16 protein-coding genes and 1 pseudogene are annotated in these 20,904 nt (G+C 58.7%); 9 read left to right on the top strand and 8 right to left on the bottom strand.

Going from position 1 to position 20,904, the window contains the following annotated elements; translation table 11 throughout:
* Positions 1-90: 90 nt before the first annotated feature.
* A complete protein-coding gene (locus EK373_RS21475; protein ID WP_129645728.1) occupies positions 91-2,727 on the bottom strand; it encodes an outer membrane protein assembly factor BamB family protein in 2,637 nt (878 codons plus the stop codon).
* 911 nt (positions 2,728-3,638) lie between these two features.
* On the opposite strand from EK373_RS21475, the gene EK373_RS21480 reads away from it, so the two are divergent.
* Positions 3,639-5,654 carry an outer membrane protein assembly factor BamB family protein gene (locus EK373_RS21480; protein WP_232831174.1) on the top strand — a complete coding sequence of 672 codons (2,016 nt, stop codon included), beginning with the start codon at positions 3,639-3,641 and terminating at the stop codon, positions 5,652-5,654.
* 26 nt (positions 5,655-5,680) lie between these two features.
* Here the strand turns inward: EK373_RS21480 and EK373_RS33815 are convergent.
* Positions 5,681-6,454, bottom strand: a pseudogene (locus EK373_RS33815) (aldo/keto reductase).
* A gap of 86 nt (positions 6,455-6,540) precedes the next feature.
* Between EK373_RS33815 and EK373_RS21495 the strand changes: the two are divergent.
* The 7 genes from EK373_RS21495 (at position 6,541) to EK373_RS21525 (ending at position 15,423) form a co-directional block, all read left to right on the top strand.
* Positions 6,541-7,770 carry a Gfo/Idh/MocA family protein gene (locus EK373_RS21495; RefSeq protein WP_157994476.1) on the top strand — a complete coding sequence of 410 codons (1,230 nt, stop codon included), beginning with the start codon at positions 6,541-6,543 and terminating at the stop codon, positions 7,768-7,770.
* Positions 7,771-7,891: 121 nt separating this feature from the next.
* A complete protein-coding gene (locus EK373_RS21500; RefSeq protein ID WP_129645733.1) occupies positions 7,892-9,271 on the top strand; it encodes an LVIVD repeat-containing protein in 1,380 nt (459 codons plus the stop codon).
* A 76-nt stretch (positions 9,272-9,347) separates the two neighbouring features.
* On the top strand, positions 9,348-9,740 hold the full coding sequence (locus tag EK373_RS21505; protein ID WP_129645734.1) for a cupredoxin domain-containing protein: 393 nt from the start codon (positions 9,348-9,350) through the stop codon (positions 9,738-9,740).
* Between the two features lie 1,167 nt (positions 9,741-10,907).
* On the top strand, positions 10,908-11,210 hold the full coding sequence (locus tag EK373_RS21510) for a hypothetical protein (RefSeq protein WP_129645735.1): 303 nt from the start codon (positions 10,908-10,910) through the stop codon (positions 11,208-11,210).
* A gap of 1,026 nt (positions 11,211-12,236) precedes the next feature.
* The gene (locus tag EK373_RS21515) at positions 12,237-12,929 is read left to right on the top strand and encodes an ABC transporter ATP-binding protein (RefSeq protein ID WP_407676210.1); all 693 of its coding nucleotides are present in this window, start codon (positions 12,237-12,239) and stop codon (positions 12,927-12,929) included.
* On the top strand, positions 12,926-14,086 hold the full coding sequence (locus EK373_RS21520; RefSeq protein ID WP_129645737.1) for an ABC transporter permease: 1,161 nt from the start codon (positions 12,926-12,928) through the stop codon (positions 14,084-14,086). Before EK373_RS21515 ends, EK373_RS21520 begins: the two co-directional genes overlap by 4 nt.
* Positions 14,086-15,423: an ABC transporter permease gene (locus EK373_RS21525; protein ID WP_129645738.1), complete on the top strand. Its 1,338-nt coding sequence runs from the start codon at positions 14,086-14,088 to the stop codon at positions 15,421-15,423. Before EK373_RS21520 ends, EK373_RS21525 begins: the two co-directional genes overlap by 1 nt.
* A gap of 7 nt (positions 15,424-15,430) precedes the next feature.
* Here EK373_RS21525 and EK373_RS21530 read toward each other — a convergent pair whose 3' ends face one another.
* The 3 genes from EK373_RS21530 to EK373_RS21540 form a co-directional block, all read right to left on the bottom strand.
* Positions 15,431-15,799: a LysR family transcriptional regulator gene (locus EK373_RS21530; protein WP_198683495.1), complete on the bottom strand. Its 369-nt coding sequence runs from the start codon at positions 15,797-15,799 to the stop codon at positions 15,431-15,433.
* Between the two features lie 120 nt (positions 15,800-15,919).
* The gene (locus tag EK373_RS21535; protein ID WP_129645739.1) at positions 15,920-16,969 is read right to left on the bottom strand and encodes a DUF1254 domain-containing protein; all 1,050 of its coding nucleotides are present in this window, start codon (positions 16,967-16,969) and stop codon (positions 15,920-15,922) included.
* 55 nt (positions 16,970-17,024) lie between these two features.
* On the bottom strand, positions 17,025-17,657 hold the full coding sequence (locus EK373_RS21540) for a response regulator transcription factor (protein ID WP_232831175.1): 633 nt from the start codon (positions 17,655-17,657) through the stop codon (positions 17,025-17,027).
* A 245-nt stretch (positions 17,658-17,902) separates the two neighbouring features.
* Here EK373_RS21540 and EK373_RS34360 point away from each other — a divergent pair, with 245 nt between their 5' ends.
* Positions 17,903-18,088 carry a c-type cytochrome gene (locus EK373_RS34360; protein WP_407676198.1) on the top strand — a complete coding sequence of 62 codons (186 nt, stop codon included), beginning with the start codon at positions 17,903-17,905 and terminating at the stop codon, positions 18,086-18,088.
* Here the strand turns inward: EK373_RS34360 and EK373_RS21545 are convergent.
* The 3 genes from EK373_RS21545 to EK373_RS21555 are packed head-to-tail and all read right to left on the bottom strand — an operon-like array spanning position 18,007 to position 20,854.
* Positions 18,007-19,404 carry an MBL fold metallo-hydrolase gene (locus EK373_RS21545; RefSeq protein ID WP_129645741.1) on the bottom strand — a complete coding sequence of 466 codons (1,398 nt, stop codon included), beginning with the start codon at positions 19,402-19,404 and terminating at the stop codon, positions 18,007-18,009. The two genes, EK373_RS34360 and EK373_RS21545, sit on opposite strands and share 82 nt — an antisense overlap.
* 10 nt (positions 19,405-19,414) lie before the next feature.
* On the bottom strand, positions 19,415-19,864 hold the full coding sequence (locus tag EK373_RS21550) for a CBS domain-containing protein (protein WP_129645742.1): 450 nt from the start codon (positions 19,862-19,864) through the stop codon (positions 19,415-19,417).
* A gap of 18 nt (positions 19,865-19,882) precedes the next feature.
* Positions 19,883-20,854: an ATP-dependent 6-phosphofructokinase gene (locus EK373_RS21555; RefSeq protein ID WP_129645743.1), complete on the bottom strand. Its 972-nt coding sequence runs from the start codon at positions 20,852-20,854 to the stop codon at positions 19,883-19,885.
* Between the last annotated feature and the right edge of the window lie 50 nt (positions 20,855-20,904).

Genomic DNA, 20,904 nt, shown 5'->3' on the forward strand with positions numbered 1-20,904 from the left:
GGGATATCGTTCGCCAGCGGCCATGAGGTAACGATGACACTTGAAGTGAAGCGCCCAGCAACGTGTTTGAGCCTTCGGGTTCGAGCTGCATCATTGAGCGCGCTGAATCTTCATGCTGCTGAGTACGCCTGGATCGTCTCGAAGTGCATCTTCCGGCACGGCGGCATTGTTTACGTCCAACAAGTACGCGACTATATCCAGGTATGCCTGCCTCTTGAGACTTCCCGGATTGGCTTGTGGCATGGTGGTGCGGACGTTGTCATATAGGTCGCGTACGCTTGCGGAGGCCCATCTAAGCCTGAAGGCCGAGCCGGCTAGCGCTGGCGCAGAGGCACGACCGTTTAGGTCTTCTCCATGGCAGGCGCTGCAATGCCTGTTGAAATGTTCGCGGCCGCGCATTCGTTGACCTTCTGTACCGGGAATCACTGCTGACGGGCTAGTTATTCGAGAGGAAGAAGTCGTGTCGGTCGTTTTGGTGGCATCGATGACGATTTGGCCGTAGCTCCATGGATGATCTTTGCAGAAGTATGTGTGAGATCCCGGCCTGTCGAGCCTTAGCCAGGACTCTTGTGCAGGATGAAGGGGGCCAGTGCTCCACGAGCCATCAACAGCAACTATCTCGTGACGCATGGTGCCGTTGTTGACGAACAGCACGGCAGCGCCGGTTTTCACCCGAGCCCGGCTGGGATTGAAGGTAAATTCATCGATGAAGTAGCGCGCGCCGGGCTCGATGAGCGAGCGATGCAAAGTCGTTGTTTCTATTTCTTCGGTGTCCACCAATGGGCCAGGAAAGTCATCCCGCGTGGCTACGACCGTCGCGGGCGGAGTTGGTCGCATGGTGCCGCCGAGCCGGAATGCCCACACGGCCGATCCCGCCGCGGCTGCAACGTGCTGTTCACCGTCTATTTCATACGTAGCAGCGGGGCCAGCCACCGTTTCCAGGTGAAACTGCCATAGCAACTCGCCCGTCTTTGCATCGTACGCGTTGAGATGGCCATCTCCGGCACTATGAAACAACAAGTTACCAGCCGTAGTTAGTGGGCCGGTACCAGGGGAGAGGTTTGGCGTGCGTTTGTGCCAGGCGATCTTGCCGGTTCGGCTGTCGATAGCCGCTAGCTCAGCAAAAGAACGCAGGCCTGGCACGACTCCTACCCAGTTCAGGAAGTAGGGGTCTTGCGATCTGCGCGGCCAATGTAATGCAGAGACCGCCTGTGCGTAGAAATAGCCGGTCATGGGGCTGAAAGCCATGAGACTGCCCTTGGCAGTGGGAAAGGGGACGAGAACATTTTGCGGATCCGGGGACGGCGGAGGGGACGACGGCGGAGTAAACATGCAACCCAGCGAGAAGCCTCTTGGAATAGGCTCCTTCTTCCAGTCATCACAACTCATTAGGATGCTCTCACCACCAACCGGAAATGGTTGAGTGGGCGATGTCTTCTGAGAGTCGGACTGTGGAACCGGCCTTTCTTCGATCGGCAGGATGGGCTCGCCAGTGGCACGGTCCAACTGGAATAGGTATCCATCAGCGCGCATCACAGCCAGGGCCTTTCTCGACTGTCCGGACACAACCGCATCGTACAGAATGATGGGGACGCCCAGATCGGCTTCGAATACATCGTGATGGATGAGCTGATAGTGCCACTTCAGTTTTCCGGTCTCGATGTCAACGGCCAATACGGAGCAGGTATATAAATTTGCTCCGGGCCGCCAGTCACCTGCGTACGCTGGAACAGCATTTCCTGCAGTGAAATAGACTAAGCCGAGGTCGGGATCGACTGGCGGATTGGTCCAGACACCTCCGCCGCCAATCTTCCAGGCCTCATTGTAGGGTGGCCAGGTCTCGTGACCGGGTTCGCCCGGTGCCGGCACGGCGAATATGCTCCAGCGCTGCTTGCCCGTTTTCGCATCCAGCGCAACCATGCGGCCACGCACGTTGTGATCGCCATCCGAGAGGCCGGTAAAGACCACTCCCTTTGCATACGTGGGAGCGACCGCTGCCCACTGGCCTTTCTTAGGATGGCTGATGCCAGTTTGATGGGCCCACCTCAGTTCGCCGCTGAACTGATCGAGCGCGATCACATGTCCATCCTTCAGTCCAACGAACACCATGCCCTGCCCAACACCGACTCCCTTGCCGTTAGGAACACCCTTTGTGGAGTTCAAGGCCGACATTGCGTTCGCCTCGGTTGGAGTGAATTCGCTGGACTCTGCGTCGGCGACCGTGTTGTAAGTCCATACGGTTTGGCCGGTCCGAGCGTCCAAGGCATAGATATGCCGGCCGGCGGTGAGGAACAGCCGGCCATCCTTCACGACCAGGGGTGAATGTGAGGTGGCGCCATCACTGAACCTTTTTGAAACCCACGTCGCCCCTAGTTTCTGAATGGTGCGAGGAGCGATTTGATCCAGTGCCGAATAGCGGCTGTTGCTCCAGTTTCCACCTACCATAGGCCAGTGATCAGTAGCCCATGCCCTGTACTCGCTACTCGGTGCTTCGCGGCTAGCTGACGCGAAGTCCATGGAGAAGTTAAGAACGGTCGCCAGCACCATTGCCACGATGATCTTGTGAGGTCCGCCCCTGCGGGCGTGACGTACATGTCTAGATGGATGCATGCCGAGATATTCCTTGGTGGCGCACAGCCACAGAATGCAGATCTGTATGCCGGTCGAAGGCGGGCGATAAGAGATGTAGCGCAGCTGCGATCTGAGCTGCGAGGCAGGTTCAACCATCTCAAGAAGATGCGGTCATCCCGCGGTGTATGCGACGACCTCGACTGAGTCGGCGAAGTTGTAGTATTGGCTCGATCCGGCTGCTCAGTCGCTAGGGATAACGAGAGAATCCACAGCCCGTCACGGTATAAATAACCATCAGAAGTAAGATCGGCAACTGGCTCACGGCTGGTCGCGCACGGCCAGCTGACAACCGAAGTGCTTATAGGTGAGCCAAATAAATGCTCACTAAATTACCGGGAGCAATACGCCAATCTGAGTGTGCCAAGTGAGATCCATGGGGAGTATAGGTTCTGCCTCCGTCGCGGAATGGGAGGCTATTACGACGCGAGATCGCGCCGAGTTCACGCGCGCGGGCGGATCACGCACGAGTTGAGGGCTCTACGATCGCCACAGCTATTGCAGCGAGAAACAGCGCGCTCCCGTCACATGGTAATCAGAATTGCGTTCGATCATCGATGGCAAGCCAAGCAAGGTCGTGCTAAGAGCGAGAACATCAGGACGATAGCGGCGCTCTCCGGCTGACATTGTGGTGTTCGCTGGAGCTTCACGTGGATATTGGCCTGCCAGAACGCCGCTGTTCTTACGCAGCTACACGATGAAGCCTCAACCCTATAGAAAGCTGATTGGCCTGCCACGAGCGCCACTGAATCGATTACTCAACGCTATGTGGTCAGCCGTGATACAGCTGCGTTGCTCGAGGCAGCGCCAGTTGAGGGGTTAACCAAGAGCACTATCCGGTCTCACTTACCGAACAAGTTCGCATCTCCGGATCGACACGGGCGGGCTTCGTTGCTGCACGAAATTCCTCCGATGGCCCTTGAGCTTTGTTTGGCAATGAAGCCCGCAGCCAGAAACACCATATACGCATCAGCTCCAGCCTGTTCTTTCCCGGCCTTCACGAAAGTATCGTGGGCGCTCACAATCTCATAGTTATTGGAATCACGGTCGGGATTGTCACGATCTCGGCGAATGCCAAATGGATCGTCGACGCGCGCAGCATCGCGGATGAGGAGCAAGGCGGCAACTGGCTGACCAACGGACGTACGTATTCGGAGCGTCAGTTCAGCCCTTTGAGTGCCATTCACACTGGCAACGTTCAGCAGCTGGGATTAGCGTGGTATCTCGACCTTCCCCGCCAGCGTTCGCTGCAGGCTAGCCTGCTCGCAGTCGACGGTGTGCTGTATTTCTCGGGCACCAATGGCTGGGTATTTGCCGTGGATGCCCGCGCGGGACGGTTGCTCTGGCAATTCGATCCTGATCTCGCTGCGCACCCTGTGCGCACGCGCGGTGCCATCTTTGGCGCTAACCGTGGCGTGGCGTTCTGGCGCGGAAAAGTTTACGTAGGCACTGCTGATGGCCGCCTCGTGGCACTGGATGCAGCTACAGGCAAGGAAGTTTGGGCGACACAGACCTTCGATGAACCAAACATGCAGAAGAACATTTCCGGCGCGCCTCGCGCATTCAACGGCAAGGTCATCATCGGCAATGGCGGTTACGACACGACTCGCGGCTTTATTACCGCCTACGACGCTGAGACCGGCCGCAAGGTGTGGCGTTTCCATACCGTTCCCGGCGACCCGGCAAAAGGTTTCGAAAGCGAGGCTATGGCACGAGCCGCCAAGACCTGGCCGGCTGAGTGGTGGAAGCAAGGGGGCCACGGAGTTGCTTGGGACAGCATGGTCTACGATCCGACATTTAATCGCGTCTATGTCGGAACAGCGACCGCATCGGGCGCCAAACTGGAGGGAGACCGGCTGTACTCCTCCTCGATAGTAGCGCTGGAAGCGGATACAGGCCGCTACGTCTGGCACTATCAAGTTAATCCTGGCGAGGCGTTGGACCTCGATCCCAACTACGACGCCACCAACCAAATAATCCTTGGCGATCTGAACATCGCCGGAAAGCCGCGCCAAGTATTAATGCAGGCGCCCAAGAACGGCTTTTTTTACGTCATTGACCGGACCAGCGGAAAACTAATCTCGGCGGAGAAGATCGGCAAAGTGACCTGGACAAGCCACATCGATATCGAGACGGGGCGTCCAGTCAAGATCGACCAACTCAAGGACAAAGACGGAACCGTCGTCATATGGCCCAGCGCATTTGGGATTCATGACTGGCAGGCGATGTCATTTCATCCGCGCAATGGTTTGGTTTATATCCCGACGACGCAATTAGGCATGTGGATCTCAGCTTCGTCAGGAGGGTTTGGCACGAGCGAGCCGGGCGAGGGTATCGGTGGACTTCTGGCGTGGGACCCAGTGGCACAGAGAAAACGCTGGGAGGTCCAGTATGAGGATTGCTTCTGGAACGGAGGCGTGCTCTCCACTGGCGGCAATCTCGTTTTTCAGGGCACTGGCCGCGGGCAGTTCCTGGCGTATGACGCACAGACGGGGAAGAAGCTTTGGAGCTTCGATGCGGGCTTAGGGATCAACGCTGCGCCAATGACTTTCGCAGTGGATGGAGTGCAATACATCTCAGTGCTGGTCGGCTACGGCGGAACTGCCAATTCTAGCAAGCTGGCGGATTATGGGTGGCGCTTCAATGAGCAACCCCGCCGGCTGTTGACGTTTGCATTAGGAACACGAACGCACTTGCCTCCTAGCAATCCGCCCCGCTTCCATGTGAAGGCCGTCGACGACCCCACACTGACGATTGATGCGACGCTGGCTGCGAAAGGCGCAGAAGCTTACGGCCGTTGCGGCGGCTGTCATGGTCCAAATCTCGAGAACTACGCATCAATCGCTCCGGATCTGCGTGAGTCAGGATTGGCACTGAACCGGGAAGCGTTCAATGCCGTGGTGCGTGAGGGCGTTCTCGCAGCTGCGGGCATGCCGAAATTCGATGAACTCAGCGAGGACGAAGCTCACGCAATCTTCATGTACGTGCGGCAGCGCGCACGTGAGGCGACTCAAGTGAGCCACTAGCTATCTTAAGCGGCCGACGCGATGACTCATATCGGTATTGCGTCTGTTGCTGCGGCCAGCAGCCTGTACCACTCGTCACGATCCAGGCTGATCTCGTCGGCTGCGCAATTCTCGGCGATGCTCTTGGGGTTGGTGCTACCAATGATCGGGATGATCGTAGCAGGATGACGAAGCAGCCAAGCTAGAGCTATGGCCCAAGGGGTCGTGTTTCTCTGATCCGCGATCTGCCGAATCACCTGCGCCGCCTCTTTGGCCGTTTGCCCAACGTCTGCGCCGGGATTCAGCCAGTCGCCCCTGAGTGCAGAATAATCTTGGACGCCTATGTCATGCAGCCGGCAATAGTCGACTATGCCAGTACTACGTTTGCTATCCGCTCGATTTCCCCTGAGTCCATCAGCGAGCACATCGGGATGCATTAGTCCGAGCGGAATCTGATCTGCGACAATCGGCTGGTGAACATACTTTTTCTACAATTCAATTTGACTGACCGTGTAATTACTCACGCCAAAATTGCGTACTTTGCCGTGATCCCTCAGTTTGTCGAAGGCATTCGCGACTTCTGCCGGTTCGACGAGCGCATCCGGGTAATGCAGAAGCAAAATATCCAGATGAGATGGAAACCCGGCTCGCCAATCGTCTCGGAAGAGAACGCCACATTTGAATTGGATGACGATTCTCTGAAAATCCGGTGACTGCTTGAGTATCTCACCGAACGCTGCTGAGGTGTCTCCGATAGTCCGGGCGGAACGCACGTGGCACGGTTGCAGAGTGCAATAGTGACTGGCCTTCGATTCGTCCATGTTGCTTCAGGGGTACGCCGACATCGCCGAACAGTCTATCTAGAACCCGCATCGATTCGGATGCAGCCGCGGAAGAGAGGGTTCTCTTGCATACTCGTCGTTCATTCTTGTGGCAGACAGCGTCCGCCACAGTCGGAGTCGCCGCGGCAGCCCACATCGCTCAATCCAGTGAAGCGGCTTCAGCCAACCTGGCACGCCCAAAAGCGAAGGGCATTGTGACGCTGGCGATTGTCGGTACTGGCCAAATCTCACATCGCTACCTCAAGCAAGTCAAAGACAGTCAGCGCGCACGCTTTGTCGCCACCTGCGCTCGCACGTTGAGCAGTGCTAAGGGCCGCGCTACCGAGTATGGGATCAAGGAATGGTTTGATGACTACGAAATCATGTACGACAAGGTCAAGCCAGATGCGGTCATCTTAGCCACGCCAAGTTCGGTGCACGCAGCGCCAGCCCTGGCTGCATTCAAGCGAGGTATCCATGTCCTGTGCGAAAAGCCCATGGCGACGAGTTATGCAGATTGCGAGGCCATGGTTGCCGCTGCGCAGCGTAGCAAGGTCGTGTTTCTCGCGTTGCCGTACTACGGCACACCTGCTTTTCTGACCGCGCTCAATTATCTTAATGAGGTCACGCTCGGCGTGCTGACGGGCGCTGAAGCGCAGCTCAACATTAGCGGACATCCACGGGCCAATTGGTACTACGACAAGGATACTGCCGGCGGTGTGATGCTCGATACGATGGTGTATCCCGTCGCCTATCTCATGGAAATGTTGGGCCCTGCTCGTCGAGTCACCGGCTTTGTAAACACACTTATCCCGCGACGCATCGTGGGGGAGCAGGTGGTTGAATCGAACATCGACGACAATGTCTCATTGATTCTGGAATGGAGTGGCGGCCAACAAGCCGTCCTCAGAGCATTCTGGGGTTCGTCTCTGTATCGAGGGGACGTCCTCATCTACGGACGCCACGCCACGATGATTACAGGCGTGTTCGGAGACGAGGTCGTGATTCACTCGCCGGATCGTCCCGTCGAAAGGGCGGAGGCTATCACTTGGCGCGGAGAGAAAGACTGTTATCGTCCCGCTGTGAAGCCCATACTTAATATCAACGGCGAAGGGCTCATTGACCACTTTGTCGACTGTATCCAGGGGCTCGCTGCGCCGAGATGTGGGGGCGCGCAGCAGTTGCATGTTCACGAGATTCTATTCAAGGGGTACGAGGCGGCTCTCACCGGGCGCGCGCAAGACTTGACGACCACATTCATGCCGTGGCACGCGCTCGAACCGTCATTCTTCGATACGCGTTCCCGACCGATCTGAAGGACCTCGGATGAGCAGAAAGGACATTCCGCGATCGCGGCATGAGACGTTCCGATTTCTCTGGTTGGCCGCTATATTTATCGCGACTTCTTACTCAGCGGCTGCGGAGGTCATACGTTCCATGCCCAGAGCGGTTTGTGGCCCCCAGGATCGCGTTGAAACGGTGCAAGGACAGACCACGCTCGCTGAGCGCTTCAGCTCTAACACGAAAGCCTTTAGCTGTAATCTCGATCTGATCGGCCAGTTCGAAGGCGAAGGGGCGGGAGCAGACGTTGAAGCGTTCGACAGCTGCGCTTACTTCTCCACGGCTCCGAATCCCAAGATGAAACACCCTGGAGTGGCGGTGCTTGAGGTGTCGGACTCTCGTCGTCCGAAAGCCAGCACATACCTCGCGAGCCCAGCGATGCTCAATGCGCATGAGTCCCTGGAAATCGCGCCGCAGAGACGCCTGCTTGTCGCCAGCACTGTCGCAGCCGACGGCGTAGCCACTTTTGACGTTTACGATATAGCCGAGTGCCGGCAACCAGTGCTGAAGAGCAGCACTCGTTTTCCTGAGGGAATAGTATCCCACGCCGGTAGATTCTCGGCGGATGGGCTTACGTTTTACGGAGCGAGGTGGGAAGCGGGCAGACCACTGGTTTTCGCACTCGATACCAGCGATCCAACCCGTCCTCGCACCATCGCCACTTGGACTCCGCCGCCGGACAAAAAAGATTGGATGACCCACAGTGCCGTAATCGACAGGGCCGGACGCCGGGTATATGTCGCGCTCAAACGCGTGGACGAAGATACGAGAAAATCTGCTGTCCCAAACGGGCTGGCCATCTTCGATGCCGTTGACGTACAGGCTCGCCGCGGGGGGGCTCAGTTTCGTCTAATCACCACTCTGTTCTGGGATGATACTCATGGCGCGGAAGGGCTCGAATTGGTTCGGATCAAAGATCGAGACTATCTGATCTTTTCGGACAATCTTGGCGCGCTCGGTAACGAACGACTGGCCTCTGCTTGTAAGTCGGGAAGACCGGCGCACGGATTGGCGCGCATCATCGACGTGACGGACGATGCCCAGCCGCGAGTTGTTGCGAAGCTCGTGCCGGAGGTTGCCGAGCCAACCAATTGTCAGAAATCGTTGCACGATCCGACACAGTATGGTTCTTACGGCAGCTTCGCGTGCAGCGTAGATGATGAGCAGGACGGGAAACTGTTAGCCTGCGGCAACTTTGAAGCGGGCGTGCGCGTATTCGATATTCGCGAGCCTGAACGCCCCCGCGAAGTAGCATACTACAAGCCGCCCGCGCGGCGCACACAGGACCGCCCTGGGTCGTTATTTCGTTTCTCCGCCGAGCCAGGGCAGGACTATACTGCGGATTCGGTGCTTGTTGCACCGAAGTTCCGAGAGAATGCTACGGAGATATGGTTCACCAGCGCGGACAACGGTTTCCAAATCGTGAGATTCTCGGATCAATTTAGGGCATCGAATAGAAATCTGTTTAAGGAATAATTCAGAACGACGGCGTCTTTCCTCTTATTGGAAGGTCGAGGTGAGGTCTGGAGCTTCCCGTACGTGGCACGGCGGCATGCTGTGGGTTGCCGCCACTTTCGGAATGCTCGTTGTACTCTATCTAGGTCTTCGCGCTTCGATCGGCGAACACGACACACGTCTCGCTCCCCAGTCGGTCTATGCAATGCTGATCGCCGCCCCTCAACCGGGCGAGGCTATGACGGTCCTGCCGGTGAGGCAGAATGAAACCGTGACGTTGTCAATTCGCTCCGACCGCGCAGGCGATGTTCATGTGCATGGTTACGATCAGAATGTGACCCTGAAAGTGGGCGCCGAGGTGGTGCTCAGTTTCGTCGCGAAGACCCCGGGTATCTATCCCATCCATCTGCACGAGAAGCAGAACCCCGCGGATCCCAATACTCTAGTTGCTCATCGTCAGGTGGCGGTACTCGAGGTTAAGGAATATTGATGCCACGGGTTCGCGTACAGCGGCGCTGGTTGTGCCTTGCCGGCATCGTCCCAACGTTCTCGAGCGCGCACTCATTTGGCGCGGTGTACGTGCTGCCTGTGCCGTTCTGGATGTACGTGTACGCGTGTGTCGCGATCCTCCTGCTGACTTTTTCACTTCTGGGGATTCTGGTCACTGCGCCGCCCGCGCAGGTGCGTGCGCCTGGGTGGTTGGAGAGCAGCCGGCGCTCGATCGCTTTGAACCCGCTGCTGTTTGGGGTGCTTCGGTCAGGGGCGATAGTCTGTCTGCTGGTGAGCACGTTCGCAGGATTGTTCGGAAGTACTGATCCCGTCCGGAACCTGGGGATGACGCTGTTCTGGACGATGTTTTTACTCGGCTTTGCCTACATCAGTCTGACGGCCGGTGATCTGTATGCGCTGATCAACCCGTGGCGAGCAGCGGTTGATTGGCTGGAGCGCATGGGTGGCAATCTCACAGTGCGTCGGGTGAGGTGGCCACGGCCACTTGGATACTGGCCTGCGGTAGCGTTCTACATGCTGCTCGTCGGCATTGAGCTGTTTGAGCGCGCGACTCCTCGTGCCACCGCGATCCTCTTATTGATCTATAGCGCAATCACTCTGGCCGGTTGCCGCGCATTCGGCAAAACTGTTTGGTTTCGCAGGGCTGATTTTTTCAGCATCTACTTCCAGATGATTGGCCGGCTCGCACCGGCGGAATACAAGCGGTCGCGTGGCATCCCTGGTCGTTGGCAGGTCAGTCTGCGTTCGCCGTTCAAAGGCGCGCTGAGATGCAGGCCTGCGCACATTGGCATCGTCTTGTTCGTGCTCTTCATGCTGTCGTCGACTACGTACGATGCGATTCTCGCTACCGTATTGTGGGCCGATCTGTTCTGGAGAAACGCGCTATCGATCTTCGAAGCGGTGTGGGGAGATGATCTCGGCCAGGCGCAGGCCGTGCTGATGGATTGGTACCTGCTATATAGGAAAGCTGGCCTCCTGATTTTTCCGCTTCTGTACCTGGGGATGTATCTGATGGTGCTGTATCTGGCGAAGCTCATCACCCGAAGCGCGATTCCTCTGCGGACGCTGTCGCTCACCTTGTTATTCGCTGCTGCCGATCGCGGTTGCCTATCACTTCACGCATTATTTCACCTTTCTTTGGGTGCAGATGAAGGCGCTGCCATTGTTGTTGTCGGACCCCCTGGGTATCGGCTGGAACCTGTTGTCACTCGATGGCGCCGCTCCCGTCGAACCTTCGACCCTGGAGATGGGCATCGTGTGGCATACGCAGATCGCAGTATTGCTCGGCGGTCACGTTGCCAGCATCTATCTGGCGCATGTCACGGCCATGCGAACATTTTCAAACCAGCGCCGGGTCATCAGCCAGGTGCCGACTCTGATCCTGATGGTTGCCTATACCATCGTCGGTCTGTGGATCTTATCACTTCCATTGGGAACCGAGCAGGGCTGATCTCGTGTCACGGTCTTCAGCCAGGTGTGAAAGGAGCTCCTCCCGTCGTGCGAGCAGTCCGCGCTCTTCCACGCGCCAACTGCTCCACTCTAAAACAGTCGCGCTCCAAGCACCAGCGGTTCACGGCCGTAATCTCGTACTCGCCGCGTGCTGTCACCGACCGGCGTAAAAGACCCGGCGCTTCGCGAACCTGTCATCGTGTAGTGCCACTGGGCTGTGTTTTCTTCGCCATGCCAACGCTCTCAAGCCTTGCACCACATGCATACGCTCAGTCACCGGCCACCAGGCGTGTTACGGGCAGGAGGGCGACGGCATCTTTGGTGTCCGCCACAAAGGCTAGGCGCAGCCAAAATTCCTGTCGGCCGTCGAAGTATGTTTCTCGGGCAGCTGGTGAGGCAGGCAATACAGAAAAGGCATCGAAGAGGAAGCCAGGGGAATCCGGGTAATGCCTTTTTCGTGGATATCTCGCCGGTCAGCATTCGCCGAGGGGTGCGCCCATTGGCGAAATGGATTTTATCGAGCCGGCAATGGGTGGAGTGCGCTAGGCGCAAGCTCGCCAAGAACATTTACATCCAACGTTCGTCATCCAGGATCGCGTACCATCCGCTGTCGCATAATGATCCGAGCGAACTGGAAGATCGTTCGGAACCCGCCGTCGTGTGCACATGATCCTGGGGGTTAATGTGGCCTATATGTCGGTCAGATCCAGGGAGAGGGGGACGCCGCCGCAGGCCAGCGTCAAGCATACACATGTAAGGCGAGGCCGTTGGCGCGGGGCAAGTGCTGACCCGTTTGGAAAGCACGGCACAGATGGCTGCGCTCTCAGAGTCTGAGGCGCACTACGAGTGGCGCACTCGATGCTCGGACTATACGAGGCGCAACTGATACAAGCATCACTCGATCTTGACCGGAAGGGGAGTCTCGCCAAGGTGGGGGCGGTGTCGACCCAGGCCACCAGCGGATAGCGAGAGAGAAACCATGCCATTGACGCACAGTGAAGCACGAGCCGCGAAACCGATCGTCCAAATGCACGGTGTTAAGAAGATCTACGAGCGAGGAAAGCAGAAAGTCGAAGTGCTGCATGCGATCGACCTAGACATTCCGCAGGGTGCCTTCATTGCTCTCATGGGACCTTCGGGCTCTGGCAAGACGACATTGCTCAATCTCATCGGGGGACTGGATTCACCGAGCGAAGGGACGATCCGGGTCTCGGGAAAGCAGATCGATCAGCTTGGCGAAGATGAACTTGCGAGCTGGCGCGCCTCGAGTGTGGGATTTGTGTTTCAGTTCTACAACTTGCTGCCCATGCTTTCGGCCAGGAAAAACGTGGAGATTCCCTTGCTTCTGACGAAGCTGTCGGCGGCTGAGCGCAAGCGCCATGCGCTCACTGCCTTGGAATTGGTCGGGCTCAGTGAGCGTGCGGAGCATCACCCGAACGAGCTCTCCGGCGGTCAGCAGCAACGTGTCGCCATCGCGCGTGCCATTGTGTCCGACCCAAAGTTGCTCGTCTGTGACGAGCCGACGGGCGATCTTGATCGCCGGTCGGCGAAGGAAGTGTTGTCCTTATTGCAAGCGCTGAATGCAAGCTACGGCAAGACGATTGTGATGGTGACGCATGATCCGAAAGCGGCGGAGTATGCGCAATCCGTTCTTCATCTCGACAAGGGCAGCCTGGTAGCCGATCCCCCGTCGGACGCCAAAGCTGAGAAGCGCGCATGAAATTCCTCGAACTCATCTGGGCGGCGCTCAACATACGGCGAGTGCGGACGGCCTTCACGCTGGTGTCGATCATTGCCGCCTTCCTGCTGTTTGGACTCCTCGATTCGGTGCGATCTGCTTTTGCACACGCCGGCGAAGGGATCCCGGGAGCCGATCGCTTGATTACCGCGGCGAAAGTGAGCTTTGGATCGCCGTTGCCGCAGAGCCTTCAGGCTCGCATTCAGACGGTGCCTGGGGTCGTCGCCGCCAGCTATGGCAGCGCCTTTTTAGGTACGTACCAGGATCCCAAAAACTTGGTCCCGGTCGAAGCGTACGAGAAGCATTACTTGGACCTTTACCCGGAATGGTACATCGCCGCGGATCATCGAGAGGCTTTCAAGTCCACCAAGACGGGTGCGTTGGCAGGTGAAACATTAGCCAAGAAATACAACTGGAAAGTCGGAGACAAAATTCCGTTGCAGTCGAAGGTGCAGCAACAGAGTGGCGATACAACGTGGACGTTTGATCTGGTCGGAATCTATCGGATTGACAACCCCAATCTAAAAGCGATGGAGGGCATCCTCTATATCAATTGGGACTACTTCGACGAGGCGAGGGTGGCAGAAAAGGGTACGGTCACCTGGTACACAGTCAAGGTCCGAGATCTTGACCAGAGCGATCCCATCAGTCAGGCCATCGATGCCTTGTCGGCGAACTCGGAGCATGAGACCCGAACGCAAAGCGAGGCTGCCTTGTATGCAGAGTGGGGGAAGCAGCTCGCCGATGTGGGACTGATCTCCGGCTCGATCATGGGCGCGGTGTTTTTCACGCTCGTGCTACTCACCGGAAATACCATGGCGCAAGCCGTTCGGGAGCGCATTCCGGAGCTGGGTATTCTGAGAACGCTCGGGTTCTCTCGGCGTCTGATCATGAGCCTCATCTTGGGCGAGTCCGTGCTGATGCTCATGGCCGGAAGCGTCACTGGCCTCATCGCCGCGACGGCTGCGGTCCAGGTGCTGAAAGCAAAACTTGGCCCGAGTCTCCCCATGCTGCCGATCGCCGCGGACATCTGGTTGCGCGCCTTGGCCGTCGCCGCCATTGTCGGACTAGTCGTGGCAGCCATTCCGGCAGCACGCGGTATTCGTGTGCGAATCATTGATGCCATTGCGGGTCGCTAATGGGCTCGCCAACAGGAAATGTCGTGAAAACTTCCCGATCACTGGCATTCACTCTGACGGTGCTCCTCATTGCCGCATTTTTTGTGGCACTCGTGCTGCTGCTTCCGGCCTGGGTGCTCTGGGTCTCGGTGCTGTTGCTGGCGCTGTGGCTGGGCATAACGCGGACAGGGTGGCAAACGTGGTCAGTGACTCTGGTGGGGATCACAACGATCCCGCAGCGGATGGGATCCGCTGCCGTCATCGTCGTTGGCATCGCAGGCGTGGTGGGCGTTATGGTGGCGCTGTTTGCGATGGGCAAGGGTTTCGAAAGCACCTTGCAGCAAACCGGACGAGACGATACTGCGATCATCCTGGAAACAGGTGCTCGATCCGAGGCGAACTCGTCACTGACACATGAAGGCGTCGGGATGCTGTCCCAGCTCCCGCAGATTCGCCGTTCCGAGCTCAACGAGCCCATCGCCTCACCTGAGTTGCTCGTCGTCGCGTCACTCCCTAAGCGCACGGGGATGAATGCGAATATCGGTATCCGCGGTATTGGGGAGCGGGGATGGGAGTTGCGGCCCCGTGCAAAGTTGATTGCGGGGCGGGCGTTCATGCCTGGCTTGCGGGAGCTCGTTGCGGGCGCCGGAGTGCAGGGCACGCTCGCCGTGCACGAGGGTGCGACCTTGATGGTCAACGGCCAGGCCTGGACGGTGGTGGGCATCTTTGATAGCCAAGATGCTCACAATTCTGAGCTCTGGGGCGATACTGCCGTGATCGCGTCCGCATTCAGGCGCGGAAGTGCCAAGACATCGCTGCTGGTACAACTGAACGAACCTGCCGCCATCGATCCGTTGAATGCTGCGATTGCGAATGATCCTCGACTCAAGGCCGAGGCGATGATCACCCGGCAATACTTTAGTCGCCAGTCCGAGCACTTGACCAAAGTCGCGCAGATACTCGGCACGGCCGTCGGCGCCATTATGGCGATCGGCGCGCTGTTCGGCGCCTTGAACTCCATGTATTCGGCGGTCTCGGGGCGCGCACGTGAGATTGCAACGATGCGTGCCATCGGGTTTCGTCGCCTGCCGGTGGTGGTCGCGGTGATGATCGAGACGCTACTGCTTGCCGTGCCAGGCGGTGTCATAGGTGGGGCCATTGCCTGGCTCTTGTTCGATGGCTATGTCGGCTCAACGACCAGCGCGAACTCCAGTCAGATCGTGTTTGCTTTCAATGTCCCTCCAGAACTCATTGTCGATGGTCTGAAGTGGGCCATCAGCATCGGTCTGATCGGCGGCCTCTTTCCAGCGCTGCAGGCCGCGCGCATGCAAGTCACGGCTGGTTTGCGCGAACTCTAGTCACGCCCTATCGTCCGCCAACAACGTCGCGGGAAGTTTGGGCTACAGAATTCAAGTCCATTCGTCGCCTGCGCGAGCCGCTCGGCGCCCGAGCGTGCGCTTGAAGAGCGGGTAATCGACCCAGCTTTTCCAACGAACGCACGAGTTGGCCCACTGCCGCCGCAGCCACATCCAGTTCGGACGCCGCGCCCACGAAGCTACCGTGTCGGGCGGTTGCCTCCAGCGCTTGTAGGGATTTAGGCTCAAAGCGACCGGGATTCCGGCGCAGGGTGGATAACCCGGTGCGTCTAATATCTTGCTGCGGAATACACGCGTGACCTTCGCTGGCTGTGATCCAAAGACATGCACGACGCGAGAGACTGGGCAGTGAAGTCATGGCACCACCTGCAGGAGATCGGGGATTACGTTCTGCGTGCGCTGGGATGCCCTGAAAACGTAGGAGTTGGACGGCTTCGAGGTCCTTCGACAGGATTGTCAGGGCAAACGAGTGCGGCGCTCAGCGTTGTGCTCGCTCCACGAGACGCGCTTCCGGAAACTTCCAAGTACCGTCGAGAATAGGTTGGCGAGGTCGATACTGGCGAACTACGTATGTCCATCCCGGTGGCGTGACAAGGCAATTCACCGCTCGCTCTGTACAACCCCCGAACTGAATCGTATAGCTACGATCCTTGTTGGGTGTCGCGGTCAGATTGTTCAGTGAGTAGCTCTCCAAAGCGTTCTTCTCGAAGAAGCCTCGTGCGTTGTACACGCTGATGGACCAGAAGGCGTCGACCGGAACATCGCGCACCGTCAGCTGGAGGACGCTCTTGCCGTCGTTGGGCTTCGGGGCGACAGCGGTGTAGACCGCTGCCTCGCGAGGGTTTCCGCCCCAGCCGGCCGCCGTGAATAACAGGTGCTGGATGGGGTCCACCTTGTCGCGAGCGCCGAAGCGCTCTGCGCTGTCCGAGCCGGCCTTTCCTGCGAGCGTCAGCAGAGCGCTACGAATCTCATCTCGTTCGGCCGCACTCCAGTCGGGTATCTCGAAGCGCCCCGCCGCCGAAGTTTGCACTTCGATGCGGTCCTGCGCGGCGGTCGCCGCCTGCAAATCGGTGGGGTCCGCCGGGTTCGCCAGTGTGCGGACGGCCGCAAACATGTAGCGTGTGCCCACGGCATCGCGAGTGAAAGTGAACCGACCTGGCGCGTACGTCACGGGCTGAGTGTAATGGTCCTCGTTGATAATCAGCAGAGACATGAATCGACCGGCCGTATCCGGCAGGACAATCGTGACGGGCCCCGCATCGAGATCGAACACTCCGCTCGAGTAGAGTGTGTCGCGGTTCATCCGGATGATGTCCTGCTTCTCGATGGCGACGGGAACGCGCTGATGAACCAGTTTTCCAAAGGCTCCATCCTTCACTGCCTTGGCGAAGTACATGTGCGACTCGGCGCGCGGAAAGCTTTGGACCGTGACCGGCTTGACGGAGTCGGCAGGCGCAGGCGCGCTTGTGACCGCTGTTAGCAGACCGAGGATGGCGGCAGAGCAGCTGGTGAATGAGTGCACACGCATGACCCGACGCTACCAGATCGCGCTGCGCTCGCATGTACGGAACGAGGGAAGCAGGTCAGGTCTCTGCGTCTAACAGCAGATGCATTTTCACCAAGTGCGCGACCGAGCTCGCCGCCATCTTTTCCATGACGTTGGCCCGATGAATTTCCACCGTGCGCTCACTCAATCCGAGGTCGATCGCGATCACCTTGTTGGCGCGACCGTCCACGACCATGGCCATCACCTCGCGTTCCCGGGGAGTTAGCGAGTTCGCTCGCTGCCGCAGGTCGGCGTGACGTTGAACACTGCGTCGGTTTTCCGCATCCTGCTGCAGGGCCCGTCGAATGCGGTCGAGCAGATCTTCGTCCCGAAAGGGCTTCTGCAGAAAATCGAATGCCCCATCCTTCATGGCCTGCACAGCCATCGGGACATCGCCATGTCCTGTGATGAGGATGACCGGCAGCATCGAGCCCGAACGATTCAGCTGCTGTTGCACTTCCAACCCGCTCATCTCCGGCATACGCACGTCGAGCACGAGGCAGGACGGCTTGCTCGGATCATATTTGGCGAGGAATTCCGTCGGGCTGGCATAGGCGATCGTGCTGTGACCGATCGTCGTCAATAGGGTGGACACGGCCCGCCGCATGCCATCGTCGTCATCGACGATATAGACGACCGGCTTCGAAGGGTTCTCTACTTTGGCGACCACGTCGTTGCTCCCTTTGGAATGATCGGAGTGGCGATCTTTGTTATTCGGCCCGACTCGTACTCTGCATGGACCCACATGCGGAGACTACCTCGGATTTTGCGGCTAGGTTAGGGGGATCCACCGGTAGCAGCGGTTCACGGATACGCGAAGACTCGGCACCATCCGACAATGTCGTTGCGAACAATGGGGACGGGGATACGCGTTCCACAACCAGCGCGGTTCTAATTTGCTCGTTCGCGGCCGGGATGACAGAGTCTTCGCCGTCGTCCGTCGATGAGAAGGTGCGCAACACCCTGCAGCTCGACCAAAACGCCGAGAACGGTCAGCAGCTCTACGCAACTAACTGCGCTCAATGCCACGGCGCCCACTTCAGCACCGTCAGCTCGATAGTCTGTCGATACTCGGGAACGATGGCGGCCCAACCCAACTGATGCTCGATACGTTGGCGAAGCGTGTCGCTGGCGCCCGGCTCGCCGTGGGTGATGAAGATCTGGCGGGGAGGTTTCGGCATTTGCTTCAACCAGGCTAGGATTTCGCCAGCGTCGGCGTGCGAGGAACTGGCCTGCAGTTGACGGACTTCGGCACGGACAGGCCAGTCCTCACCGTGAATTCGGACCCTCGATGCCCCGCCTGCAAGCGAAGCGCCGCGCGTGCCCGGAGCTTGAAAGCCGGTCAGGAGAATGAGATTCCGCTCGTCGCCGGCAAAGGCTTTCAAGTGATGTATGACGCGTCCGCCGGTCGCCATGCCGCTGGCTGAAACAATGATCATCGGGCCGCCGCGCTGGCTCAGCGATTTGGATTGCTCGGCTGTATTGACGAACGTGGCGGCACGGCACATGTCGTCGCAATCGATTGCGCTGAGGCGATGCTCATCCATGAATCGCCGGTACAGGTGGCTTGCATCGATGGCCATGGGACTGTCGAGAAACACTGGAACGTCGGGGAGTTGCCCCCTGTGTTTGAGCCGGGCGATTTGGAGCAACAGGCTTTGGGCGCGGCCGATGGCGAAGGCTGGAACGACGACCACCGCGCCACGCGCCAGTGCCGGCGTGAGACATTCTGCCAGCTCTGCTTCAGGATCGATCACCGGATGCGTGCGATCTCCATAAGTCGACTCGCACACGAGAAAGTCCGTTGCGGGTGGCGACGCGGGCGCTTGCAGGATGAGATCGTCGGGCCGGCCCAGATCGCCGCTGAACGTCACCGACACGCCGCGACTTTCGAGGCGAACGAAGCAGGCTCCCAGGAGGTGACCAGCCCGCTTGAGCGTGAAAGCGGTGGCTTCGCCCAATGCGGTGCGTGCATCCGTCGATACGACCTGGAACTGTTGCAGGCAGGCGTGCGCATCCAGCTGTGTATAGAGAGGCAAAGCCGGCTTGTGCTTGGAGAACCCATGCCGGTTCGCGAAGCGCGCGTCGTCTTCCTGCAAATGGGCGCTGTCGGGTAACAGGATCTTGCAGAGCTCGAGCGTCGCCGCCGAACAGTAGATCGGGCCACGGAAACCCTGGCGCGTGAGCACAGGCAGAAACCCGCTGTGATCGATATGCGCATGAGTCAGGATCACCGCATCGATCTCACGAGCATCGAAGGGTAGGGGCGTCCAGTTACGAAGCCGTAGCTGCTTGTAACCTTGGAACAGGCCGCAGTCGATCAGAATACGGCGATCGCCCGTTTCCAAGAGATAGCGTGAGCCGGTTACAGTGCCCGCGGCCCCATAGAAGCTCAATCGAACTGGTGTGTTTGGCATGGCAAGCCCGTTAGCGCCGACCTCGGCTCTCGCGTGTTTGTTCCTTGGCGACGATGGCAGTCAGCGCGGCTGTGTGCTCGGCGAGCACTCGATAGAGATCATCCAAGGTGATGATGCCGAGCACAGCACCGTCGTCGTCGACGATAGGCAGCCGACGCACGCCGTGAGTACGCATGCGATCGATGGCTGTGGCAACGTTCTCCGACCCGGACGCCACGACCAGCGGGACCGCCATCACTTGACTGACCTGAGTGCGATCCAGATCGCGCCCCTTGGCGATGACTTCCATGACGATGTCACGATCGGTGAGGATGCCGAGCGGCTCCCGGACCCCGTCGCTCTCGTCGATGACGATGAGATCGCCGGTGTGATGCTGGCGCATCAGCCGGGCAGCCTCGGCGACCGTTGTCTCTTTGTGACAGCACGCGACATCCAGGACGCAAAGTTCTTTGAGTTTCATGGCAATTACCTCCGAGGGTCAGGTGGCCAGAGCTCGGGCCAGATCGAGCAGCGTGGGATCGAGCGGCTTGGTGCGCCCCGCCACTTCGGATAAGGGTGTACGAATGATCTCGCCGCGATGTATGCCGACCAGGCAACCCGACTGCCCATGTGCGATCAGCTCGATGGCAGCTGCACCAAGTCGGCTTGCGAGAATCCGATCGAACGCGCCGGGCGTGCCGCCACGCTGAACGTGGCCGAGCCGCGTCATGCGCAGTTGAATGCCAATCTTCGCGGCGTGAAGATCGAAGTAGCGCACCAACGCGTCGGCGTTGTACTTCGCGCCTTCGGCCACGACCACGATCGCGTGCCTTTTGCCACGTTCGCGTGATGCGTGCAGCTGTCGAACGAGGTCGTCCGGCGGTGTTTCCGCTTCCGGGATGATCACTGCTTCAGCGCCGCCGGCGATGGCAGCGGAGACGGCGAGATAGCCACTGTGCCGGCCCATCACTTCGACGATGAAGCCGCGTTCGTGCGACGCTGCGGTAACTCGCAAGCAATCGATGGCTTCGAGCGCGGTGTCGAGCGCGGTCGATGTGCCGATGGAAACATCGGTGCCGTAGAGGTCGTTGTCGATCGTCGAGCCTATACCGATCACTCGAATGCCTCGGCAGGCCAGGGCATGGCTGCCGGCTTGCGAGCCGTTGCCGCCAATGACGATGAGGTTGGAGATATCGCGATCGTACAGTTGCTGGATCGCTGCGCGCTGTCCTGCGTCGGTCTTGAATTCCTCGCAACGGCTGGTTTCGAGCATGGTCCCGGCCTGATGAATGATGCCGCCGACTTCGCGAGGACCGAGATGAATGAACTCACCCGCGATCAGGCCAGCGTAGCCTCGGCGCACACCATACATCTGCAATCCCTGCAGAACGCCACAGCGAACAACCGCCCGTATCGCGGCGTTCATTCCAGGCGCATCTCCGCCGCTCGTCAGGACTGCAACACGCACCATGGAGCGATTTTCCTGAGTGATCTGGTGCGGTCGAGTATGGGCGTCGTAGA

Origin of the sequence: Peristeroidobacter agariperforans, from assembly GCF_004138335.1 — a bacterium.
Taxonomy (GTDB): Bacteria; Pseudomonadota; Gammaproteobacteria; order Steroidobacterales; family Steroidobacteraceae; genus Steroidobacter; species Steroidobacter agariperforans.

Coding starts and splice junctions, on each gene's coding strand:
- EK373_RS21475 (WP_129645728.1), bottom strand. CDS start 2,727: ATGGTTGAACCTGCCTCGCAGCTCAGATCGCAGCTGCGCTACATCTCT.
- EK373_RS21500 (WP_129645733.1), top strand. CDS start 7,892: ATGCCCAGAGCGGTTTGTGGCCCCCAGGATCGCGTTGAAACGGTGCAA.
- EK373_RS21505 (WP_129645734.1), top strand. CDS start 9,348: ATGCTGTGGGTTGCCGCCACTTTCGGAATGCTCGTTGTACTCTATCTA.
- EK373_RS21510 (WP_129645735.1), top strand. CDS start 10,908: ATGAAGGCGCTGCCATTGTTGTTGTCGGACCCCCTGGGTATCGGCTGG.
- EK373_RS21515 (WP_407676210.1), top strand. CDS start 12,237: ATGCACGGTGTTAAGAAGATCTACGAGCGAGGAAAGCAGAAAGTCGAA.
- EK373_RS21520 (WP_129645737.1), top strand. CDS start 12,926: ATGAAATTCCTCGAACTCATCTGGGCGGCGCTCAACATACGGCGAGTG.
- EK373_RS21525 (WP_129645738.1), top strand. CDS start 14,086: ATGGGCTCGCCAACAGGAAATGTCGTGAAAACTTCCCGATCACTGGCA.
- EK373_RS21530 (WP_198683495.1), bottom strand. CDS start 15,799: ATGACTTCACTGCCCAGTCTCTCGCGTCGTGCATGTCTTTGGATCACA.
- EK373_RS21535 (WP_129645739.1), bottom strand. CDS start 16,969: ATGCGTGTGCACTCATTCACCAGCTGCTCTGCCGCCATCCTCGGTCTG.
- EK373_RS34360 (WP_407676198.1), top strand. CDS start 17,903: ATGACAGAGTCTTCGCCGTCGTCCGTCGATGAGAAGGTGCGCAACACC.
- EK373_RS21545 (WP_129645741.1), bottom strand. CDS start 19,404: ATGCCAAACACACCAGTTCGATTGAGCTTCTATGGGGCCGCGGGCACT.
- EK373_RS21550 (WP_129645742.1), bottom strand. CDS start 19,864: ATGAAACTCAAAGAACTTTGCGTCCTGGATGTCGCGTGCTGTCACAAA.
- EK373_RS21555 (WP_129645743.1), bottom strand. CDS start 20,854: ATGGTGCGTGTTGCAGTCCTGACGAGCGGCGGAGATGCGCCTGGAATG.